20 protein-coding genes are annotated in these 21634 nt (G+C 69.5%); 3 read left to right on the top strand and 17 right to left on the bottom strand.

What is annotated here, in order from left to right; genetic code table 11:
• Positions 1-57: 57 nt before the first annotated feature.
• Positions 58-822, bottom strand: a complete 765-nt coding sequence (locus AC5LXK_RS07410) for an IclR family transcriptional regulator (protein WP_175844418.1) — start codon at positions 820-822, stop codon at positions 58-60.
• A gap of 229 nt (positions 823-1051) precedes the next feature.
• On the opposite strand from AC5LXK_RS07410, the gene AC5LXK_RS07405 reads away from it, so the two are divergent.
• The 3 genes from AC5LXK_RS07405 (at position 1052) to AC5LXK_RS07395 (ending at position 4750) form a co-directional block, all read left to right on the top strand.
• Positions 1052-1942, top strand: a complete 891-nt coding sequence (locus AC5LXK_RS07405; RefSeq protein ID WP_493390992.1) for an HpcH/HpaI aldolase/citrate lyase family protein — start codon at positions 1052-1054, stop codon at positions 1940-1942.
• Positions 1943-2140: 198 nt separating this feature from the next.
• The gene (locus AC5LXK_RS07400; RefSeq protein WP_493390991.1) at positions 2141-3223 is read left to right on the top strand and encodes a porin; all 1083 of its coding nucleotides are present in this window, start codon (positions 2141-2143) and stop codon (positions 3221-3223) included.
• A gap of 45 nt (positions 3224-3268) precedes the next feature.
• Complete coding sequence (locus AC5LXK_RS07395) at positions 3269-4750, top strand: MmgE/PrpD family protein (RefSeq protein WP_493390990.1); 1482 nt, start codon at positions 3269-3271, stop codon at positions 4748-4750.
• A 47-nt stretch (positions 4751-4797) separates the two neighbouring features.
• On the opposite strand, the gene AC5LXK_RS07390 is transcribed toward AC5LXK_RS07395, so the two are convergent.
• The 16 genes from AC5LXK_RS07390 to AC5LXK_RS07315 form a co-directional block, all read right to left on the bottom strand.
• Positions 4798-5736: a LysR family transcriptional regulator gene (locus AC5LXK_RS07390; RefSeq protein ID WP_493390989.1), complete on the bottom strand. Its 939-nt coding sequence runs from the start codon at positions 5734-5736 to the stop codon at positions 4798-4800.
• 271 nt (positions 5737-6007) lie between these two features.
• Complete coding sequence (locus tag AC5LXK_RS07385; RefSeq protein ID WP_493390988.1) at positions 6008-7027, bottom strand: cyclase family protein; 1020 nt, start codon at positions 7025-7027, stop codon at positions 6008-6010.
• Complete coding sequence (locus tag AC5LXK_RS07380) at positions 7024-8511, bottom strand: MmgE/PrpD family protein (protein WP_493390987.1); 1488 nt, start codon at positions 8509-8511, stop codon at positions 7024-7026. Before AC5LXK_RS07380 ends, AC5LXK_RS07385 begins: the two co-directional genes overlap by 4 nt.
• The gene (locus tag AC5LXK_RS07375; RefSeq protein WP_493390986.1) at positions 8508-9371 is read right to left on the bottom strand and encodes an HpcH/HpaI aldolase/citrate lyase family protein; all 864 of its coding nucleotides are present in this window, start codon (positions 9369-9371) and stop codon (positions 8508-8510) included. The genes AC5LXK_RS07380 and AC5LXK_RS07375 overlap by 4 nt, the downstream gene beginning before the upstream one ends.
• The gene (locus AC5LXK_RS07370; protein WP_493390985.1) at positions 9368-10606 is read right to left on the bottom strand and encodes a CaiB/BaiF CoA transferase family protein; all 1239 of its coding nucleotides are present in this window, start codon (positions 10604-10606) and stop codon (positions 9368-9370) included. The genes AC5LXK_RS07375 and AC5LXK_RS07370 overlap by 4 nt, the downstream gene beginning before the upstream one ends.
• A gap of 102 nt (positions 10607-10708) precedes the next feature.
• Positions 10709-11872 (bottom strand): zinc-binding alcohol dehydrogenase family protein, encoded by a 1164-nt coding sequence (locus AC5LXK_RS07365; RefSeq protein ID WP_493390984.1) that lies wholly within the window; start codon positions 11870-11872, stop codon positions 10709-10711.
• A 58-nt stretch (positions 11873-11930) separates the two neighbouring features.
• Positions 11931-12518: a hydrolase gene (locus tag AC5LXK_RS07360; protein ID WP_174972545.1), complete on the bottom strand. Its 588-nt coding sequence runs from the start codon at positions 12516-12518 to the stop codon at positions 11931-11933.
• Between the two features lie 9 nt (positions 12519-12527).
• Positions 12528-14030, bottom strand: coding sequence for an MFS transporter (locus AC5LXK_RS07355; RefSeq protein ID WP_493390983.1), 1503 nt, complete (start codon positions 14028-14030; stop codon positions 12528-12530).
• 471 nt (positions 14031-14501) lie between these two features.
• On the bottom strand, positions 14502-15248 hold the full coding sequence (locus AC5LXK_RS07350) for a glucose 1-dehydrogenase (RefSeq protein ID WP_493390982.1): 747 nt from the start codon (positions 15246-15248) through the stop codon (positions 14502-14504).
• Positions 15249-15424: 176 nt separating this feature from the next.
• A complete protein-coding gene (locus AC5LXK_RS07345) occupies positions 15425-16129 on the bottom strand; it encodes an ABC transporter ATP-binding protein (protein ID WP_493390981.1) in 705 nt (234 codons plus the stop codon).
• Positions 16126-16878 carry an ABC transporter ATP-binding protein gene (locus tag AC5LXK_RS07340; RefSeq protein ID WP_493390980.1) on the bottom strand — a complete coding sequence of 251 codons (753 nt, stop codon included), beginning with the start codon at positions 16876-16878 and terminating at the stop codon, positions 16126-16128. Before AC5LXK_RS07340 ends, AC5LXK_RS07345 begins: the two co-directional genes overlap by 4 nt.
• On the bottom strand, positions 16875-18092 hold the full coding sequence (locus AC5LXK_RS07335) for a branched-chain amino acid ABC transporter permease (RefSeq protein WP_493390979.1): 1218 nt from the start codon (positions 18090-18092) through the stop codon (positions 16875-16877). Before AC5LXK_RS07335 ends, AC5LXK_RS07340 begins: the two co-directional genes overlap by 4 nt.
• Entirely contained in the window at positions 18085-19020 is a 936-nt protein-coding gene (locus AC5LXK_RS07330) for a branched-chain amino acid ABC transporter permease (protein ID WP_493390978.1), read from the bottom strand. The genes AC5LXK_RS07335 and AC5LXK_RS07330 overlap by 8 nt, the downstream gene beginning before the upstream one ends.
• A 9-nt stretch (positions 19021-19029) precedes the next feature.
• Positions 19030-19467 (bottom strand): acyl-CoA thioesterase, encoded by a 438-nt coding sequence (locus AC5LXK_RS07325; protein ID WP_493390977.1) that lies wholly within the window; start codon positions 19465-19467, stop codon positions 19030-19032.
• Positions 19468-19615: 148 nt separating this feature from the next.
• Positions 19616-20152 (bottom strand): NUDIX domain-containing protein, encoded by a 537-nt coding sequence (locus AC5LXK_RS07320; RefSeq protein ID WP_493390976.1) that lies wholly within the window; start codon positions 20150-20152, stop codon positions 19616-19618.
• Between the two features lie 121 nt (positions 20153-20273).
• A complete protein-coding gene (locus AC5LXK_RS07315) occupies positions 20274-21527 on the bottom strand; it encodes a YbfB/YjiJ family MFS transporter (RefSeq protein ID WP_493390975.1) in 1254 nt (417 codons plus the stop codon).
• Positions 21528-21634 lie beyond the last annotated feature (107 nt).

Genomic DNA, 21634 nt, shown 5'->3' with positions numbered 1-21634 from the left:
CTGTCTCCTGGTGGGTGTCTGTCGGTGGGTCAGGGATGCGCGCGCCGCGCGCCGGCGCTACTCGAGCAGCGCGCCGAGCTGGTCGACCGCGGGAAACGGCGCGCCCGTGGCGGGCAGATCGCCGCCGAGCGCGTGCGTCAGCTCGGCGGCGGCGGCCTGCACGTGGGGCAGGTAATCGGCCAGCACTTTCTTGTTGAAGCGATAGCGCGGCACGCCGAGCGAGATCGCCCCGCTCAGTACGCGGCCGACGCCGAACGCCGGGCACGCGATCGCCGCGCTCTCCGGATCGCGCTCGGCAATCGACACCGTATAGCCCTGCTCGGCCGTCTTCTCGTACTCGCCGCCGCGCGTGCCGGAAAACGCGAGCAGCACGCGCCCCGCCGCGCCGGCCTCGAGCGGAAAACGGTCGCCTTCGCGCAGATGCGTACGCACCGCGCGCTGTGCCTGAATGCGGAACAGGCAGACGCGCTGGTCGCCTTCGCGCACGTAGAACGCGGCGGTCTCGCCGGTCTGCGCCGACAGCGTCGACAGGATCGGCACCACGTGCTCGCGCAGCTGGAACGACTCGCGATACATCACGCCGAGCTGGAACACGGCCGGCCCCAGCACGTAGCGCCCGTCGGGCAGGCGCTTGATGAAGCGGAACTGTTCGAGGGATTCGAACATCCGCAGCAGCGTGCTCATGTTGAGCCCGGTCATGTCGCTGACCTGCGCGAGCATCAGCCCGCCGGGGGCACCGGAGAAGGCCAGAAGCGCGGTCAGCGCGCGATTGACCGCGGCCACGCCGCCTTCTGCCTGATTGTTCGTCTCCACCTTGCTCATGTCGGCCTCGCGCTGTGCCGGGCGGTGCGATCGGCATCGCCCAGCGTCATCGAAAAATGAAAGTCACTTTCATTGTACGCAGGACGACGATGACGTCAACATGAATTCGCTCGGCTTCAATCGTTCATCTTCTTTCAATTCCTCGTAAATATAGGCGTTAACGATAATCTTGACGAATGGGCCAATCAGTCACAAAAATGAAAGTGACTTTCATTTCACGAGAACAACGATGACTCCGTCTCCCCAACCGGTCTGGCGCTCGCTCCTCTACGTCCCTGCCCACGTCCCTCGTTTCGTCGAGAAAGCCGCGACCGGCGCGGCCGATGCGCTGATCCTCGACCTCGAGGACAGCGTCCCGTTCGCCTGCAAGCACGACGCCCGCGACAGGCTCGCCGAGGCCGTGCCGATGCTGCGCGCCGCCGGCCGCGACGTGCTGGTCCGCGCGAACGGCCCGCTCGACCTGCTGGTGCCGGACCTGCGTGCGGCCGTGCGGGCCGGCGTGCACGGCGTCGTGCTGCCGAAGGTGCGCGGCGGCTCGCACGTCGAGGCAATCGACGAACTGCTGGGCACGCTCGAGGATGAAGCCGGCGCCGCGCCCGGCGGCACGCGCGTCGTCGCGATCATCGAAACGCCGCGCGCCTTCCAGGCGATGGACCGGATCGCGCGCGCCTCGCCGCGCGTCGTCGCGATGATGCTCGGCGGCGGCGACTTCGCGCTGAACTGCGAAAGCGGCACCGGCGCCGACGTGCTGCGCGTGCCGAAGCAGTTGCTGATCATCGCCGCGCGAGCGGCCGGCGTCTTGCCGCTCGGCCTGCTCGGCGGTCTCGACGAACTGCGCGACCTCGATGCGTTCGAACGCATCGCCCGCGCGTCCGCGGCGCTCGGCTATGCGGGCGCCACCTGCATCCACCCGCTGCAGGTCGACGCGCTGAACCGTGCATTCCGGCCCGACGACGACGCGGTGCGCGACGCGCGGGCCGTGCTCGCCGCCTACGACGACGCGCGAGCCAACGGCCGCGGTGCGCTGCGCATCGACGGCCGGATGGTCGACGCGGCAGGCGTCGCCCAGGCGACGCGCGTACTCGCGCGCGATGCCGCCGTGCGCGCACGCGCACGCTGAGCCGCGCACCCGCCATGCCCACACCCCAGCGCGTGATCCCGCAGCCGGGTATTGCCCGCGTGCGCCGCACGACGCACGCGGGCGGTCCGGCGCGGCACGCCCCGTTCGCGGTCCGCCCCGGATAGCGACGCCGCGCCGCGCCCCCCCGACCCGCGCGGCGCGCATGACCAACAACAATCCCAACAAGGAGACAGCCCCATGGGCAAGCGAATGTCCGCATTGTGCGGACTGGGCCTCGTATCGGCCGGCGCCTGCGCGCAAACCAGCCTCACGCTGTATGGCGTCGCCGACGTCTACACCGAATTTCTCACCAGCCAGGTCGCGCCTGACGGCAAGTCGTCGGCGTCACTCGTGCGGATGGCCTCGGGCGGCAAGAGCGGCTCGCGCTGGGGGCTGAAAGGTGTCGAGGATCTCGGCGGCGGCTGGCAGGCGGCGTTTCGCGTCGAGAGCAGCATCAACCTGACCAACGGCACCGGCGCCGGCTCGGGCGGCTTCGACCGGTCCGCATGGGTCGCGCTGCAGCATGACCGCTGGGGCACGCTGCGGCTCGGCCGCCAGTACACGACGCTGTTCGACATCATGGAGCGCTATTCGCCGACGGGCGCCTACTCGACGCTGTACGAGCCGGACGGCGCGATCGTCGGCATCAACTATCGCGAGAACAACGTCGCCAAGTATCTGGCGAAGTTCGGCGCCCTGACGCTCGAGACGCACTATGCGTTCGGCGGCACGGCCGGCGCGTTCCAGTCGAACGCCGCGTACGGCGCGGGGTTCGACTATGCCGGCGACGCCTTCTCGTTCGCCGCGGCGTTCGACGACGTCCACACGCCGCAGCCCGGCGGCTTCGCGCATTTCCGTCGTTACGCCGCGTCCGCACTCGTGCCGTTCGGCCGCGCACAGCTGCTGGCCGGTGTCGAGCACGCGCGCAGCGACATCGCCGCGCCGTCGGTCGTGACGAACTTCACGTTCTGGTGGGCCGGCGTCCGCTACGGCATCACCGATTTCCTGCAGGCGATCGGCGCGGTCTATTACGAAAACATCCGTGCGCAGAATCCCGCGAATGCACAAACGCCGGCGTCGCGTCCCCTCAGTCCGCAGCAGGTCACGCTGCAGCTGAATTACTTCGTGTCGAAGACGGTGACGCTCTACCTGGCGGCCGGCTACGCGCACCGCGCCGCACTCGATTTCGACAACGACAACTACAGCTTTCTGCACTACTCGCTCGCCGCCGGCCGCACCGGCAGCACAGGCGTCGCGCTCGGCCTGCGCAAGGCGTTCTGACGCCGCCCCCTGTCCCCGCACCTGAAAACTTCGGAGTCCATCGCCATGAATCGCCGCCATTTCCTTTCCGCACTGACCGGCGCCGTCGTCGCGCTGCCGCTCGCTCGCGCCCACGGCGCCGAGGCCGCCTCGGCCACCCCGGCTGTCGACAACCGGGCCGGCCGGCCCGAACTTGCCCGGCAGCTCGCCGACTACGCGGCCGGGCTGCAGTATCGCGACCTCGATACCGCGACCGTCGAAACGATCAAGGCGCATCTGATCGACGCACTGGGCTGCGCGATCGCCGCGCACGACGAGGCCCCCGTACGCATCGCGCGCGACGCGGCGCTCGCGTCGGGCAGCGGCACCGCCACCGTGATCGGGACGAACCAGCGCACGAGCCCCGGTCTCGCCGCGTTCGCGACCGGCACGGCGCTGCGCTACTTCGATTTCAACGACGCGTATGCCGGCAAGGAGACCGGCCATCCGAGCGACAACGTCGCCGCGTGTCTCGCGGTTGCCGAAGCGCAGCACGCGACCGGCCGCGACCTGATCCTGTCGATTGCGATTGCGTACGAAATCGCGTGCCGGCTGATGGACGCCGCCGCGATCAGCCCGCGCGGCTGGGATCACACGTGCTACAGCCTGCCCGCCGTCGCACTCGCCGCCGGCAAGCTGATGCGCCTGCCCGCGCCGCAACTCGTGCAGGCGGTCAACCTGTCGATCAACAGCCATCTCGCGCTGAACCAGACGCGGGTGCAACAGTTGTCCAACTGGAAGGCGCTCGCCGACGCCGACGCGGCGCGCAACGCGGTGTTTTCGACCGAACTCGCCCGCGCCGGCCTCACCGGCCCCGCGCCGATCTTCGAGGGGACGGCCGGGTTCTTCGAGCAGGTGTCCGGGCCGTTCACGCTCGACACCGGAGCATTCGGCGGGCGCGGCGGCACGTTCCGGATCGGCAAATGCTTCGTGAAGTTCTACCCGGCGCAGGGGCTTACGCAAACGGCGATTCCGGCCGCGCTCGCGGTCGCCGCGCAGGTCGGCGACCTGCGGCGCATTCGCCGCATCGAGATCCACACGACCGAGGTCGGCTACGTGACGGCCGGCCGCGACCGGGAGAAATGGGCACCGTCGACGCACGAGACCGCCGATCACAGCCTGCCCTACATCGTCGCGCGGGCGATGCTCGACGGCGACATCACGACCCGCAGCTATACGAGCGCCGCGCTGCGCGACCCGGCACTGCGCGCGCTGATCGGCAAGATCACGGTCAGTGCCGATCCCGCGCTGACGGCGCGCTATCCCGCGCATGCGCCGAATCGCGTGACGGCCGTGTGCGACGACGATTCGATTCATGCGAAGCAGGTGGACGACCTGCCGGGTTCGCCGACGCAACCGATGCGGCGCGACGACTACGAAGCGAAGTTCACGAAGAATTGCCAGCCGCACTGGAGCGCGGCGCGCACGCGTGCCGCGCTCGACTACCTGTGGCGGCTCGATGAACAGACCGACGTCGCGACGCTGCCGCCGCTGTTCGTCGTCGGCTGACCCGTGCGCGGCCAGCGACCAGCGGCCGGCAACACACGGCATCGCACTCAGCCGACAACGCACGCGTCCGCCGTGACGTCGTCCGCGAGGAACTCCGCCGCCGCGATGATCGCGCGGCGCATCCAGCCGTGCGCGTTGCTCGCATCGTACCGTTGGTGCCAGTACAGCGACCACGTGACCGGCTCCATCGCGAGCGGCAGTTCGCGGATCACGAGACGCGAATCGCCGACGCTCAGCGCGTGCCGCTCCGACATGATCACTGCATACGGCAGCGCATCGAGCATGTTCGGTACGACGAGCCAGTGCGGCACGTTGAGCACGATGCGGCGCTTGCAGCCCATGTTCGCGAGCAGGTTGTCGATCAGGCTGTGGTCGACCGGGTTGATCGACACGTTGAGGAAGTCGAGCGCGAGGAAGCGTTCGAGCGTCAGCGGCTTGTCCGCATCGGGATGGTGGCGGCTCAGCACGCAGACCATCCGGTCGTGAAACACGGTTTCCGACGACAGCGTGCCGGCATGCTCGAGACCCGCGCTGATCGCCATGTCGAGCCGCCCCGCCTCGAGCGCCTCGGTCGTCTTGGCCGCGCTCGGGTGCACGACGTCCAGGCTGATGTTCGGCGCCGCCGTGCGCATGCGTCGCAGCAATGCGGGCAGCAAAAGCAATTCGGTGAGATCCGACATGCGGATCGTAAAATGCCGCTCCGATGTAAAAGGGTTGAATTGGTAATCCGATTCAAATAATTCTTCGATTTGTTGCACGATTTGCCGGACCGGCGCGATCAGCGCCTGGGCACGCGGCGTCAATTCCATCCCGATCGTGCTGCGCGCGAGGATCTCGTCCTTGAACAGATACCGCAGGCGCGACAGCGCATTGCTGACGGCCGGCTGCGTCAGGCCGACCTTCAGGCCGGCCCGCGTCACCTGTCTCTCCGTCAGGAGCGCATCGAGTATGACCAGCAGGTTCAGGTCGATCGAACGTAGATTCATGATTGTGACCATCCACTAAACGGGTTAATCGCCTCCCCGGTTCACGATTATCGCAATGGGGAAATCCCCCGATATTTAGTGCAATAACCGAGAATAGTCCAATCTTGACGTGCCTATATTTTTTCTATACCTGACGCCATTGAATCTGTTTCTGATTTAAATGACTCGATTTTCAGGTTTTTTTCCAAAAAACGAGTCAATCGAAATCGGAAATCGACGGGTGGAAACGGTTCACCCCGGCAATCGCACGCCGGCCCGCTCCACCCGTGCGTCAGACCGTCGCGACCGGATTCACCGGCGCACCGACCAGGCCCCGGATATGCAACGGCGGCGCGGTCAGCAGGAACCGGTTTCGCCGATGCGCACGCAACCAGTTCGCGAGCGGCGTCAGATGCCACAGCTCGCCGAGGTGGATGCCGAGCTTGAACAGGCACAGCTCGTGCAACGGCATCAGCGCACCCGGCTGCGCGAGCGGCTGCACATGCTGCGGCCGCTCCTCGATCGCATGGTTGTCGGCCACGAGCGCCGCGAGCTTCGACTCGTCGATCCACTGCAGCAGCCGGGCGTCGCTGCTGTCCAGCACGCACGCGCTCGCGACGGTCGCGGGCGACCCGCTCTCGTCGTTCAGCAGCAGATCGGCGAAACCGGTGTGAATGCAGACGATGTCGCCCTGCTCGACGTGCACGTCGTCTTCTTCCATCACGCGCATCAACTGCGCGAAGCCGACTTTCGTGCGGCCGTCGCCGAAGTGATGCCGCAGATCGATCAGCACGCCGCGCCCCTGCACGCCCGTCTGCGCCATCACCTCGATGCCGAGCGCCCGCGCGCCGCCGGTGGCGTCGCCTTCCTGCGGCACCCGCAGATGCTCGCCCATCCGGAAGCCGTTGTAGAACACGATTTCGGGCACGCCGTCGCCATCCGCATCGAATACGCCGCCGACATGGGAAAGACCGTCCCATTGCGTCGAGAACTGCGAATGCATGCAGAAGGAATCGTCGCAGACCACGTCGGTGGCGTTCGCCACCTGTTCGTCCGCGCGATAGCCGAAGTACGGCTTGTCGCCCAGCAGCGCGGGCATGATCGCCGGCGGCCGGCGGCGCGCGTTCAGCCCGCCGCCGCGCGGCACGTCGAGCGGCAGGCTCAGCGAGAACGACAGGCCTTCGCGCACCTCGGCGGTGCCTTGCCGCACTTTGTCGGCGGTCAGCCAGTTCAGCCGTCCCTTCTGGTCGTCCGGACCGAAATCGCCCCAGTTCGAGCCGGGCGGCCGCTTGTTCCAGCGTGGTGTGCTCAAGATGGATCTCCTCCTTTCGGGTTCGGATGCACGGCGGACGTCAACGCCGCCAGTGCATCGAGCGGCGCGTCGTCGGCGAGCGCCTGCACCGCGTCGCGCAGTTCGAGCGCGCGCGGCAAGCCGAGCGCCGAGCTCGCCGCGAGCACGAACTTCGCGACGAGTTCCTGTTCGGTCAGCGGCCGTGAATTGGTGCCCTTGCTCGACTCGACGCGCGCCTCGCGCACCTGTCCGTCGCGCAGCTCCACCCGCAGCACGGCGGGCAGGAAATGCGGGAATCGCGCGTCGCACCACGGATCGGCGACGCAGCGCACCTTCGCGGCCAGCGCGCGGCGCGCGGGATCGTGCACGAGCGTATCGTCGAAATCGTCGAACCAGACGCCGAGCCCGCCGCCGCCGAGCAGCGCGGCCGCGACGGTGTACGGCCCCGAGAACGCCGCCGCATAGCCGTTCGGCGGATTGGCCTTCAGCGCCGCGGGCTCGCCGATCGTGCGCAGCGTCGACGTCGCGACCCGCAGTTCGGCGGACACCACGTCGTCGGCCGTCACGCCCTGCGCCCTCAACTGCAACGCCGCGTCGATGCCCGGATGCGTGAAGTGGTTGCACGGATACGGCTTGAAGATGATCCGGCTCGTCTCCCAGTCGACACCGAGTTCGCGCAGCACCGCGTCGACGTCGGCCAGCTCGCCGCACCACGCGTGGAAAAAGCCGAAGCGGCCTTCGAGCGCAGTCGGCGGCGCGGTCACGCCCGCGCCCGCCAGTTCCGCCGCGCTCACGCCCGCATGCGCCGCCCAGCCGCAATGGATCCGCTTCACGGAGCCGCCGGTGCGGTTCGCTTCGAGCAGGCCCGCGCCCATGCTCGCGGCAATCCCGAGCGCGGCGGCGATCTGCGGGGCGTCGAGCCCGAGCAGCATCGCCGCAGCCGCGGCCGCACCGACCGTCCCGCAGATCGACGTCGCATGCTGGCCGCGCTCGAAGAACACCGAATTGCCGATCTCCTCGTTGTACGCGGCCACGCCGAGCCGGATGCAGATCTCGGTGCCGACCGTGATCGCATCGAGCAACGCCGCGCCCGACGCGCCGCTCGCCTGGGCGGCAGCGAGCGCGGCCGGAATCACCGACGCGCTCGGATGCAGCACCGACAGCATGTGCGAATCGTCGAAATCCATCGCATGCGCAAGCGTGCCGTTGACGAGCGCGGCGCTCGCGGCCGGCAGCCGGTCGGGCGCGCCGATCACGCTCGCGCGGCCGTTGCCGGCCCAGCGCCGCACGACCTGCAGCACGGACTGCGCGACCGGTTCATCGTGCGCGATCAGGCTGTTGCCGACCAGGTCGAGCACGCGGGCGGCCGCCTCGACGCGCAGCCTGCGGTCGAGCCCGTCGGCGCGTACCGCCGCCGCGAAGCGGCCGAGCGCGCCGACGATGCCGTCCGGGCTCGCGGGCCTGACGGCAGCGGCCGATGCCGAAAGCGTGGCGGGCGCGCTCATGCCGCCACTCCGTCGCGCCGGAGATGCGTCGCGAGCGCGAGCGTCACGCGTGCATTCGCGATCAGCGGCGGCGCCACCACGCGGCCGTCGGGCAGCACGAACACCGACGATTCGCTGTCCGCCGCGCCGACCGCCTCCAGCACGCGTTCGGCCGCGCGGATTTCCTCGTCCGACGGCGTGAACACCGCGTTGATGACCGGAAGCTGCGACGGATGGATCGCGAAGCGGCCGACGAACCCCATCGATTTCGCGCGCAACGTCGATTCCTTCAGGCCGTCGAGATCGCCCAGCGTGTGATAGACCGTCTGGATTGGCCCGTTCAGCCCGGCCGCGCGCGACGCCACCACGCAGCGCGCGCGACACACCTCGAGCGTGAAATTGTCGACGCCGATCCGCAGGTCGGCGCGCAGGTCGCTTTCGCCGAGCCCGATCCGTTCCAGCCGCGGCGACGCGGTCGCGAGCTGGTAAGCCGTCTCCACGCCATACGCCGATTCGATCAGGATCTGGATCCCCGCCTCGCTGCCGAGCGCATCGAGCCAGCCCGCGACCTCCTGGATATGCGCGGGGAAATCGCATTTCGGCAAACGCAGCGCCTGCAGCGCGGGCAGTGCGATCGCCTCGACGTCGTCGCGGCACCACGGGCTCCCGATCGGGTTGACGCGCACGTAGGTCGGCTTCGGCGGGCCGCCCGCGAGGATCGCGGCGGCGGCCTTGCGGGCCTCGACCTTGTGGCTCGCCGGCACGGCATCCTCGAGATCCAGCACGATCGCATCGGCCTCGCTCGCGTAGGCCTTCTCGACCACCTGCGTCTTGTGCACAGGCACGTACAGGTAACTGCGGCAGGTTGCGCTCTGTTTCAAATTACACCTCGTTCGGTCAGGTCGGCGAGGTCCTGCGGTTCCAGTCCCAATGCGCCGAATACTTCATCGTTGTGCGCGCCGCGCGACGGCCCGCCCCAGCGGATCTCGCCGGGGGTGTCGGACAGCCGGAACGGCACGTTGTGCGTGCGGAACGCGCCCAGTTCGGCGTCGGGCACCGAGACGACCGAACCGAGCGCCGCGTACTGCGGATCGTGCAGCACGTCGGCGACGTCGTAGATCGGCGCGATGGCCGCTTCCGCGCGTTCGAACGCGTCGATCACCTCGGCACGCGTGCGCTGCCCGATCCAGCCACCGACCGCCGCGTCCAGCTCGTCCGCGTGCTTCGCGCGCTCGACGCCGTTCGCGAACCACGGCTGGTCGATCAGGTCCGCGCGGCCGACGAGCCGCATCACGCGCTCCGCGATGCTGTGCGCCGACGTCGACAGCGCGACCCACTTGCCGTCCGACGTGCGATACACGCCGCGCGGCGAATTGTTCGGCGAGCGGTTGCCGGTGCGCTCGGGCACGCGCCCCGTCTGGTCGTAGCTCGCGATCTGTGCGCCCATCGCCGCGAGCATCGTCTCGATGATCGCGAGATCGACCACCTGCCCGCGTCCGGTGCGGTCGCGCGCCTTCAGCGCCGTCATGATCGCGAACGCGGCGGTCAGCCCCGCCACCGTGTCCGCCAGCGGAAACGACGGCAGCAGCGGCGGCCCGTCCGCCTCGCCGGTGGCGGCCGCCAGCCCGCTCATCGCCTCCGCGAGCGTGCCGAAGCCGGGCCGGCGCGCATACGGGCCGAACTGGCCGAAGCCCGTCACCCGGACGAGCACGAGCCGCGGATTGATCGCGGACAGCACGTCGTAGCCGAGCCCCCAGCGCTCCAGCGTGCCGGGCCGGAAATTCTCGACCACCACGTCGGCCTGCGCCGCCAGTTCGCGAAAGATCCGCTGGCCGTCGGCCGCGCCGAGATTCAGCGTGACCGCCCGCTTGTTGCGTGCGACCACCTTCCACCACAACGGCACGTCATCGCGGCGCGCGCCGTACTTGCGCGCCGGATCGCCCGTCGGATGTTCCACCTTGATCACGTCGGCGCCGTAGTCGGCAAGCATCGTCGCCGCGAGCGGGCCGGCAAACAGCGTCGCGGCGTCGATCACGCGGATGCCGTCGAGCGGCGCGCGGCTGGAGCGGTCCGACGCCGTGCCGGCGTCGACTTCCCCGGTTTCCACAGAGCTCATGGCGTTCTCCTGCCAGATAGGTTGCACGGCGCGCCGCACGCCGCTATCGTCTGCATGACTAAACGTTGCGGGACGATGCGGGTGCGGCGCGCGTCACGCGGCTCAGACCGCGTTGATCCGATAGATCGGGAAATACGTCTCGATCTTCCCGTTCAGGTAGTCGGACGCCAGCTTCGGCACGTCGTCGAAATCGAAGATCTCGGTCGGTTCCTGGCCGATCCAGCCGGTCGACTCCTGGAAGTCGCGGATCGTGATGCTGTCGTCGTAGCGCCACGCGTGCGTGTGGATGTGCAGGCGGCGGTTGATGCACTCCGTCGCGCGCAGGTTCCACAGGCGCATCCCGGTTTTCCAGCCGACCGTCGCGACGATGCCGGTGCGGCCCGTCACGCGCATCGTCGCGCGGTACAGCGCACCGCCGAGATTGTCGAGGAAGATCGAGACGCCGCGGCCGCCGCTCAGCTCGGCGATCGTCTCGGCGAATACGCGCTCCGACTCGCGGTAGCGCGCCTGGTATTCCGGATCGGAACGGTAGCGCGCCTCGTCATACGCGAGATCGGGAAACTTGCGGCGGTCCACCGGCGTGATGCCGAGCTTCGCGAGCTCCTCGAGCCTGCGGTCGTTGCTCGCCGTCATCGCGACGCGAAAGCCTTCGCGCTTCGCCAGCTGCAGTTCGGCGAGCGTCGTGCCGCCGCCCCAGCCGAACACCAGGTTGTCGGCCGGATCGACGTCCGGCAACTGCGAGCGCCAGCACGTCGACGCGACCTTCCAGTTGTCCCACGCGGTGAAGTAACGGCCGTAGGTCGCCCATTGCAGCAGCGAGTGGCGGCTGTCGGTCGGCACCGGCACCAGGTTGTCGGCGCGCATCTTGGTGCGCTGCGCCATCACGCCGATCGTGCCCGGCGCGTCGTACGCGTAGACGAGCTCGGCGAACCCGTATTCGTCGCGCTTGCCGAACGGCATCACCATGCAGATCTCGCCGTCCGTCAGTGTCTTGACCGCACTGCCGCGCTCCACGACGCGCACGAGCGCGCCGTTGCCCAGCACGATCTTGTCTTCGCGGCGCTGGCGGCAGATATCGACCGGATTGCGCGACAGCGCATGGTCGAGGTTCGCTTCCCACGATCCGTACAGCGGCTCGACGAGCACCTCGTCGGCTTCGAGACTGGAAAACTGGAAGGCTTCGCGGCGCAGTTCGCCCGCGACGGGCGGCTGCTGCCGGGTCGGTTCGGGTCCTGCGTAGAGAACCCATGCATCGGTCTTGATCATCGTCATTCCTCGGTAAACGACAGATATTTGAAAATGCGCGCCGAACGGATCGCCGGCTTCAGCGCGATTGAGCCTGCTCCAGTGCCGCCTCCACGTCTGCCGCCGCGGCGACCTGCCCGAGCTTCGGGAAGATCTGGGTCAGCGCGAACGTCTGCGCATCGGCCGACGAGGTGCTGACCGCGTCGCTCACGATGACGACGTTGTAGTTGTTTTCGTACGCCTGGCGCGCCGTCGATTCGACGCCGATGTTGGTCGCGATCCCCGTCAGCACGATGTCGGTGATGCCGCGGCGGCGCAGCTGCACGTCCAGGTCGGTGCCGGTGAACGCGCCCCACTGATGCTTCGTCACGACGATGTCGGACGGCTGCACGCCGAGCGCCGGCGCGAACGCGCTCCATTCGGGATCGAGATTCGGCGGCGACGACGGCACATCCGTCTTCACCTTCAGGGCGACGCCGCCGTCAGGCTGGTAGCTCGTGTGCACGTAGATGACGGGCAGCCCCAGCGCGCGGAACGCCGCCGCCAGCTCGACCGTCTTCGCGACGACCTGCGCGCCGGTATAGGGCGTGACGGGCAGCGAGACGATGCCGTTCTGCAGATCGATGGCGACGAGCGCGGCGGTGCGATTGAGCGTCGGAATGGACATGTAAAACCCTCACTTTTGTTGTGGAACGGAAGAAACGGCGGCGTCGAGGTGCCGGCTCGATACGGCATTGAGCAACAGCAGCACACTGATGACCGCCAGGACGACGGCGAGCTCGCGCAGGCCGTGATCGCTCGCCGGATGGCCGAGCGCGAGACCGACGAGTGCGAACGACAGGCTGCCGCCGACGTACTGCGCGGTGCGGTACAGCCCCGAGGCCGTGCCGATCCGGTCGTGCGGCGTGCTCTGGTAGAGCGTGGCCTGATTGCCGAGATTGTTGAAACCATTAGGAATACCGAACACGATGGACAGCAGGACGATCGCCGCGATCGGCAAGCTGCTCGTCATCAGGCTCATCACGAGGCTGCCGATGCAGAGCAGCGCGGAACCGATGACCAGCACCGGGCGCGCGCCGTGACGGTGCACGATGCGGGTCGCGAGCATTGTCGTGACCGTGCCGATGCCGGCGACCGGCAGCATCACGAGGCCGGCATCGGCGGCCGACAGCCCCCTCGCCTCCTGCAGCCACATCGGCAGCGCGTAGAAAATCGCGTAGAACACCGCATAGGTGCCGATGCAGCGCAGATACGTGCCGAGCAGCGGACGGTTGTCAGCCAGCATGCGAATGTCGATCAGCGGCGCCGCGGCCTGGCGCTCGCGGAGGATCAGCAGCGGCACCAGCACGAGCGTCGCGGCCAGCAGCAGCCAGTCGGGTTCGCGCGACACCGATTGCAGGAACAGCAGCAGGCCCGCCAGCGTCAGCACGAACAACGCGACACCCGGAAGATCCAGTTCCTTCAGCGTGCCGCGCAGCGTGCTGCGTGCCTGCGCGCCGCGATAGGCGGGATCGGCCGGGATCCACAGCCATGCGAACAGGAACGCGGCCAGCACGATCGGCACGTTGATCCAGAAGATCGCGCGCCAGCCGGCGAACTGCACGAGCGCGCCGCCGAGCGGCGGGCCGAACGCGACGGCCACCTGCGCCGCGATCGAAATCGCGCCCAGGCCGCCCGTCGGCGTCGCGCCGTTCGCGTGCTGCTGCGACCATCTACGAATCATCGCCATGCCGGCCGGATACGCGGCCGACGTGCCGATGCCGAGCGCGACGCGCGAGGCGATCAGCCAGCCGAGCGTCGGCGCGAACGGCGCGAGCGCCGATGCCAGCAGCACGATCGCGAGGCCGATGCAGAAGATCCGCTTCGCGCCGAAGCGATCGGCGAGGCGCCCCATCGTCGGCTGGCCGGCGGCCGTCGCGAGATAGAGGCCCGACACGAGCCACAGCGTATCGATGCGTTCCTGCGCGGCGCCGTGCGGCGCGAAGGCCTGCTGGATGCTGACGAGCGCGACCGCGATCATCGACGAGTTCAGCGCGTTGAGCAGCGTGCCGAGCACGATCGGACCCACCAGCTTCGCCGGCAGGCGCAGGCCTGCATCGCGTCGGTCGCCGCCGCCTTCGGGCGGGCCGCCGGCGGTTGGACGTGTCGCGTGACCGAGTCGATCGTGAGTCGTTTTCATGGCGTCTTCGCGTGATGGATGTGCGTCGGTCGATGAATATCGAACGTGCGTTCACCATACCGCTCCGGTCGCCGCGGATGAAATGGATTGTTGCGATGCACACATTCGCAACTTGAATGGGGGACGTGCGCGCGGCGCATCGGAACGGCAGCCGCCGATCAGGCGGCGCGCCATGAGAAACGCCCGTCAGCCTTGCGTGACGGGCGTATGAGGAGAATTCGGGGGGATGACTTCGATTGCATCCGGCAAGCCGCGTGCACCGTCGTCGCGCACGCGGGATGACCGTTTTATGCCGCAGTGCGATGCGAAATCAGAAGGCGGCCTCTACTGGAATCGCATTCGTGCCACTGGCGTGCAGCGGATGTCGCGGGCGGCATCGCAACGATGCGACACGCTGCGCGAGCTGTCGAAGCAGGCTCGACGCAGCGTCGCGGATTTCGCCGCCGCTGCGGCCGGTGCGGTGTTATCCGGTCAGTGAAGGCCGCCGCTCGCGACGAGGCGCTCGCCGGTCAGCCAGCGTGCATCGTCCGATGCGAGAAACACGGCAACCGACGCAATGTCGTCCGGCTCGCCGAGGCGGCCGAGCGGCGTCTCGCTGCGCACCTGCTTGTCGAGATCGGAGCCGATGATGCCCGCGCTGTGCGTGCCCTCGGTCACGATCATCCCCGGGTTGATCGCGTTCACGCGGATCTTGCGCGGGCCGAGCTCGAGTGCGAGCACGCCGGTGATCGCGTCGACCGCGCCCTTGGTGCCGCTGTACACGGCGCTGGCCGGCGGCGTGATGCTGGTCACCACCGAGCTGATGTTGATGATGCTCGCGCCTTCGCCGAGATGCTTGACGGCCGCCTGAGTGGTCAGCAGCACGCCGAACACGTTCGTGTCGAACTGCCGACGGTAGTGTTCTTCGGTGATCGCTTCGATCGGCGCGAATTCGTACACGCCGGAATTGTTGACGAGCACGTCGAGACGGCCGTACGTGTCGATCGCGGTATCGACGATGCGTTGCGCATCCGCCGCCTTCGACACGTCGCCGCCGACCGCGACCGCACGGCCGCCCGCTTCGGCGATCGCGCTCACGACCGCATCGGCGCCCGCCTTGCTGCTCGCATAGTTGACGACGACCGCCGCGCCTTCCGCGGCCAGTGCCTTGGCGATGGCCGCGCCGATGCCCTTCGAGGCGCCCGTGACGATCGCTACCTTGCCTGCCAGCTTGCTCATGATTTCATTCCTCAGTCAGAAGACCTTCGATGGATGGCGCCGGTTGCCGCGGCGATGCATTGATGCGCTGCTGCGGCAACCGGCCTGACTGGAAATTTACTGTGCGGCGCCGCAGCGATAAAGCGGCTCCAAACGAATTGACTGGCGGAGTTTGACGAACAATCGATCTCGCGCCGTCAGCCGGCGCTCAACCATGCGTTGGCGACCTCGCCGCCCAGGCCGTCCAGCGCGCCGTCATAGACGATCTGTCCGCGCCCCATCACCGCGACGCGCCGCGCGAGCCGCGGCGCGAACTGCAGCCGCTGCTCGATCAGCACGATCGCGACGCCGTCGGCCTGCAGCGCGGCGAGGCACACGCCGACTTCGTCGACCGCGAGCGGCGCGAGCCCTTCGGCCGGCTCGTCGACGATCAGCACGCGCGGGCTGCCGGCCAGCGCACGCACCAGCGCGAGCACCTGCTGCTCGCCGCCCGACAGCCGCCCGGCTTTCACGTCCGCACGCGCGGCCAGCAGCGGAAAGCGGTCGAGCAGGCGCTCGAGCGCCGCGCGCTCGGCCGATCCGCTCACGCCGCGCAATCCGAGCCGCAGGTTGTCACGGACCGTCAGCAGCGGGAATACATCGCGGCTTTCGGCCACGTAAGCGACGCCGCGCCGCGCGATCTCGAACGTGCGCGCGCCCACGCACTCGGTGCCGGCGATACGCACCGAGCCTGCCGTGCGAACGAGCCCCATCACGGCCTTCGCAAGCGTAGAGCGCCCCGAGCCATTGCGGCCGAGCAACGCGAGCGTCTCGCCCGGCGCGAGCGCGAGATCGACGCCGTCGAGCACGGGCTGCATCCCGTACCACGCGCGCAGGCCGCGGATGTCGAGCAGTGCGCTCATGTGCGGCCCTCGCCCAGATACGCGGCGCGCACGCGCGGATCGGCGCGGATCGCATCGGGCGCCCCGGTCGCGACCACCGTGCCGCGCACGAGCACCGTGATGCGTTCGGCGAAGCCGAACACCGCGTCCATGTCGTGCTCGATCATCAGCACCGTGCGGCCCTGCGTCGTCGCGCGGATCAGCGCGATCATCCGCGCGGCCTGCGCACGGCTCATGCCGGCCGTCGGTTCGTCGAGCAGCAGCGTGCGTGCACCGCTCGCGAGCGCGATCCCGAGATCGAGCGCGCGCTGCTCCGCATAGCTCAGTTCGCCGGCCGGCGTGTCGCGCCGCGCGTCGAGACCGATGTCGTGCAGCACGCGCGCGGCCGCGAGATCGACCGATGCCGATTCGCGCAGCCGGTTCCACCAGCGGCGCCGCTCGGCCGGCGCATGCAGTGCCGCGCAGCGCAGGTTGTCGAATACGGTCAGTCGCGCGAACGCGCTCGTCTGCTGGAAGCTGCGGCCGATGCCGAGGCGGCTCGCGACGACCGGCCCGCGTCCGCGCAGCTCGACGCCGTGCAGCACGACACGCCCGCGCGTCGGCCGCGTCGCACCGGCAATCACGCCGAACAGCGTCGACTTGCCCGCGCCGTTCGGCCCGATCAGCGCATGACGCTCGCCGGCCGCGATGCTCAGCTCGACACCGTCGAGCACCGTCTGCGCACCGAAGCGCTGCACGACACCGTGAAGCGCGATCGCATTGCCGTTCATCGCGCGTCCTCCCGCTTGCCGGCCTGCCCGCCGGACAGGAACCGCGCGCGCCAGCCCCACAGCAGCGTGCCGATGCCGGCCGCCGAACACGCGACGGCCCAGCCGGCCGGCGTATCGGCGTCGATGCCCCATGCGCCGAACGCAAGGCCCGTGCCGTCGTCCTGCGCGAAGCGCCACGCATAGCCGAGCTCGGCCGCGCAGACGAGCGCGACGGCCCAGAACACGCACGCGCCGATCGCGCACAGCATGCGCCACCGCTCGACGGCCGGTGCGCCGCGCCGCATCGCCTGCGCGATGCCCGCGATCCCGCGCGGCGCGGCCACGACGATCGCGACGAACAGCACGCCGAGATACAGCGCCCACGCGCGCGACACGCCCGCGACGACGATGCTCAGCGCGGTCAGCACGGCAGCGCCGGCCGCGGGCCCGAAGAACGCGCCGGTGCCGCCGATCACCGCGGCGATCAGCACGGTCGCCGAGCGCGCCATCGATACGCTGTCGGGCGTCGCGATCTCGACGTCGATCAGCGTCAGCGTGCCGGCGACGCCGGCGAAGAACGACGCGCAGGTGACCATCGCGAGCCGCACGCGGCGCGGATCGGTGCCGAGCGCCGCGACCCGCGCCGGGTTGTCGCGCACCGCGTTCGCGAGCCGCGCGAGCGGCGTGCGCGTCAGCGCGTGCATCGCCCACGCGGACACGACGCACCACGCGGCGATCACCGCATACGCGTGCACCGGCGCACCGAAATGCCAGTTGCCCCACGGCGTGCCGCTCGCGCGGTCGATCGGTACGCCGCCGAGGCCGCCGAACCACGCGGGCACGCTCCACGCGGCCGCCGCGACGCATTCGCCGAGCCCGAGCGTGATCATCGCGAACGCGGTGCCGGAACGGCGCGTCGCGAGCAGCCCCGCGACGAACCCGAATCCCGCGCCGGCCACGCCGCCGACGAGCGGCAGCAGCGGCAACGGGCCGCCGAGATGGTTGAACCAGTGCGCGGCCGCGAACGCGCCGAGCCCCGCGAACGCCGCGTGCCCGAACGACAGCAGCCCGGTCGTGCCGAGCTGCAGGTTGTACGACAGCGCGAGCACGACGAGCGCGGCCGTCTGCGCGAGATAGCCGAGCACCGCGCCATGCGGCCACAGCCACGCGGGCAGCACGAAGCATGCGGCGAACAGCGCCCAGCGCGCGCATCCGGCCAGCGCGCGGCTACGCATCGACACGCTCGCCGAACAGCCCCCGCGGCCGCGCGACCAGCACCGCGACGAGCAGCAGGTACGGCACCAGCGGCGCCAGTTGCGCGATCGACACCGCGGCGACGCTGTCGGGCAGCGCGATGCCGGCCCATTGCGCGAGGTCGCGCAGCGACGTGTCGCTCGCGGCCGCGAAGGTCTGCGCGAAGCCGACCGCGAGCGACGCGACGAACGCGCCGCCGAGCGAGCCGAGCCCGCCGATCACGACGACCGCGAACACGACCGACCCGACGGTCTCGGCCAGCGCGGGTTCGATCACCGCGAGCGGCGCGCCGATCACGCCGGCCAGCGCCGCGAGCGCGGTGCCCGCGCCGAACAGCGCCGTCATCACGCGCGGCACGTCGTAGCCGAGCGCCTCGACGGCCGCGCGATGCGTGAGCGACGCCCGCACGACGAGCCCGATGCGCGACACGCGCAGCAGCGCGCCGAGCGCGACCAGCATCGTCGCGGACATCGCCATCATGAACAGCCGGTAACGCGGCAACGCGAGACCGAAGACGGTCACGGGCCCGCCGTCGAACAGCGACGGCACGGGCGCCGGCAACGGCGCGAGACCCCACACGAGTTTCGCGCCCTCGCCGATCAGGTAGGCAAGACCGAACGTCAGCAGCAGCTCGCTCGTATGGCCGCGCGCCTGCACGCGACGCAGCAGCACGCGTTCGCAGCCGGCGCCGAGCAGCCCGACCGTGAGCGGCGCGAGCACGAGCGCCGGCCAGAAGCCCGCACCGGCCGCGATGCTGTAGCCGACATACGCGCCGAGCATGTAGAAGCTCGCGTGCGCGAAGTTGAGCACGCCCTGCACGCTGAAGATCAGCGTGAGTCCGGCCGACAGCATGAACAGCAGCAAGCCGTAGCTGAGGCCGTTGAAGGCCTGGAGCGCGAACGCGTGCACTGCGTAGCGTCAGGCCGTGAGCGGGTCGAGCGCGGCGCGCAGCGCGTCGGGCAGCGGCACCGGGCGGCGCGTGCCGCGATCGACGTACACGTGCACGAAATGCCCCTGCGCGGCCGGCGCCGCGTCGCCTTGCGCGAACAGCCCGACCTCGTAGCGCACGCTCGACGTGCCGAGCTTCACGACCCGCAGCCCCGCGTCGACCGATTGCGGAAACACGAGCGGCGCGAAGTAGTTGCACTGCGTCTCGACCACCAGCCCGATCGTCTGCCCGTGCTCGACGTCGAGCACGCCCGCGCGGATCAGGTACGCGTTCACGACGGTATCGAAGTAGCTGTAGTAGACGACGTTGTTCACGTGCCCGTAGACGTCGTTGTCCATCCAGCGGGTCGTGATCGGCAGGAAGTGGCGATAGGCGTCGCGCGGACGCGGCTGCGGCTTGTCGGACATGGCGATGGCGGTCAGGTCGATGGGAGCGATGGGAACGGTGAGGACGACACGCGGCGGCCGTGCAGCACGGCACGCCGGCAAGAGGCGGAACGCCGCGTCGCGATCGCTCGCGGCGCGGCGGACGACACCCTGCGGGCAGGCCGGCCCGTCACTGCCCCGGCCGGTCGACGAATTCGAAATCGAGGCCGCGCGCGCGCATCCAGTCGGCGAGCGCGACACCGGTGCCGGCGCGCCACGGGCGCAGCAGCGGCGGATCGACGAGTTTGTATTCGAGCAGTTCCGGCGACAGCGACACCGTGCCCGATGCGCGCACGTGGTACGCAATGATCAGCTCGTTCTTGCGGATGAATTCGTACACGCCGACGAGCGATACATGCTCGGCTTTCAGCGCGGTTTCCTCGAACACCTCGCGTGCGATGCCGTCCTCGGGCGTCTCGCCGTTTTCGAGGAAACCGGTGATCAGCGCAAACATGCCTTCGGGCCAGGCCGCGTTGCGTGCAAGCAGGATCTTGCCGTCGAGTTCGACGATCGCGGCGACGACGGGCAGCGGGTTGTTCCAGTGCACGTAGCCGCACACATCGTCCGGGCATGCCTGCCGGATGCGGCCGCCTTCATGTTCGGGATCGGCGCGCTCGGTCAGCGGGCTCGCGCAGCGCGGGCAAAAGCGGTAGTCGGCGGTGGTCATCGATGGGGATCTGGCGAGCGCCGGACGGCCGCCTGCCGGCTGCCCGCGCACCCGCTCGGCGCGGGAAAGGCTTCATTCTAGCGAGTTTGACCGCACCGCAGACGATCCGGCCCCGCCGATCTCAGGATGGCCGGCGTCCGTATGCGGCCGTTGCCGCGAAGCCGGCGGCGCCGATCAGCAGCGCGACCACCGCGACCCACAGCGCGGGCGTAAACGACCCGAAGCGCGCGGCCAGCGGCGCCGCGACGAGCGGCCCGAGTATCTGACCGACGCCGTACGAGGCGGTTGCATAGCCCATCAGCCCGGCCGCGCGCTCGCCGTGCAGGCGCCGTGCCTCGCGCATCGCGAACAGCGTGATCGCGGTGAACGGCAGCCCGAGCAGCGCGCTGCCGATCGAGAAACCGGCCGCGTTCGGCCACACGATCCCGGCCGCGATGCCGAGCGCCTGCGTCGCGCAGCCGGCCGCCAGCAACAGCCGGTTGTCCCAGTGCCCGGGCAGCCGCGCGGCGGTGATCGCGCCGACGATCAGCGCCGCGCCGAACATCGGCCAGAACAGGTCGGGCCACGGCGAACCGGCCGGCAGCGCGGCGCGCGCGATCACCGGCAGGAACGTCGCGGTGATGATGTAGCCGAAGCCCGGCGCGCCGTACAGCACGACGAGCCACGCGGCATCCGCGCGATGGTTTCGCTTGCCGGCCGGTGCCGTCGGAGCGGCCGGCGCGCCGGTCGCCGCGTGCGGGGCAGCAGCAGCCGACGGTGCCGCATGCGCCGGCGCCGCACCGAACGTGCGCCAGATCGCGACCGTCAGCACGGCCGACAGCGCCGCGAAGCCGAGCCAGCCCGCCGCCGCATGCTGGCCGGCCAGCGCACTGCCGATCAGCCCCGTCACGACGATGCCGACGCCCGGCCCTGCATAGATCACCCCGCTCCACTCCGGTGCGTACAGCTCGGCCAGGCGCCGCAAGCCCCATTGCGACACGAACACGAACGTCCAGGCACTGACGACGCCCGCGACGAAGCGCACTGCGAGCCACACCGGCAGCAGGTGGCCGACGCCCATCGCCGCGGTCAGCAGCACGGTGGCCACGAGCCCGAAGCGGACCATCCGCGCGGGCGCGACGCGCAGCGCCGCGCAACTGACCGCACCGACGAAGTAGCCCGCATAGTTCGCCGACGCAAGCCAGCTTCCGGCCTTCAGGCCGATCGAGCCGTCGGCGAGCATCAACGGCAATAAGGGCGTGAACGCGAAGCGGCCGACGCCGAGCACGACGGCGAGGCCGACCATGCAGGCCAGCGCGGCCGCGCGGGCACGGCGGTCGGCCTGATCGGACGAAAGCACGCCGGCAGTGGCGGTCGGGGCATCGAAGCGGGACATGGCAGCAGCAGCCGGCGCTCGACGCGCCGGCCGGATCGGAAATCGGAATGTTTCCATCCTAGCTTGACCAAACGTTCTCGAAAAATGAATAATTAAGAATCAATCCA

This window comes from Burkholderia pulmonis (assembly GCF_984667975.1).
The sequence above is the reverse complement of the archived record's forward strand: the minus strand, read 5'-3'. Positions and strand labels throughout refer to the sequence as shown.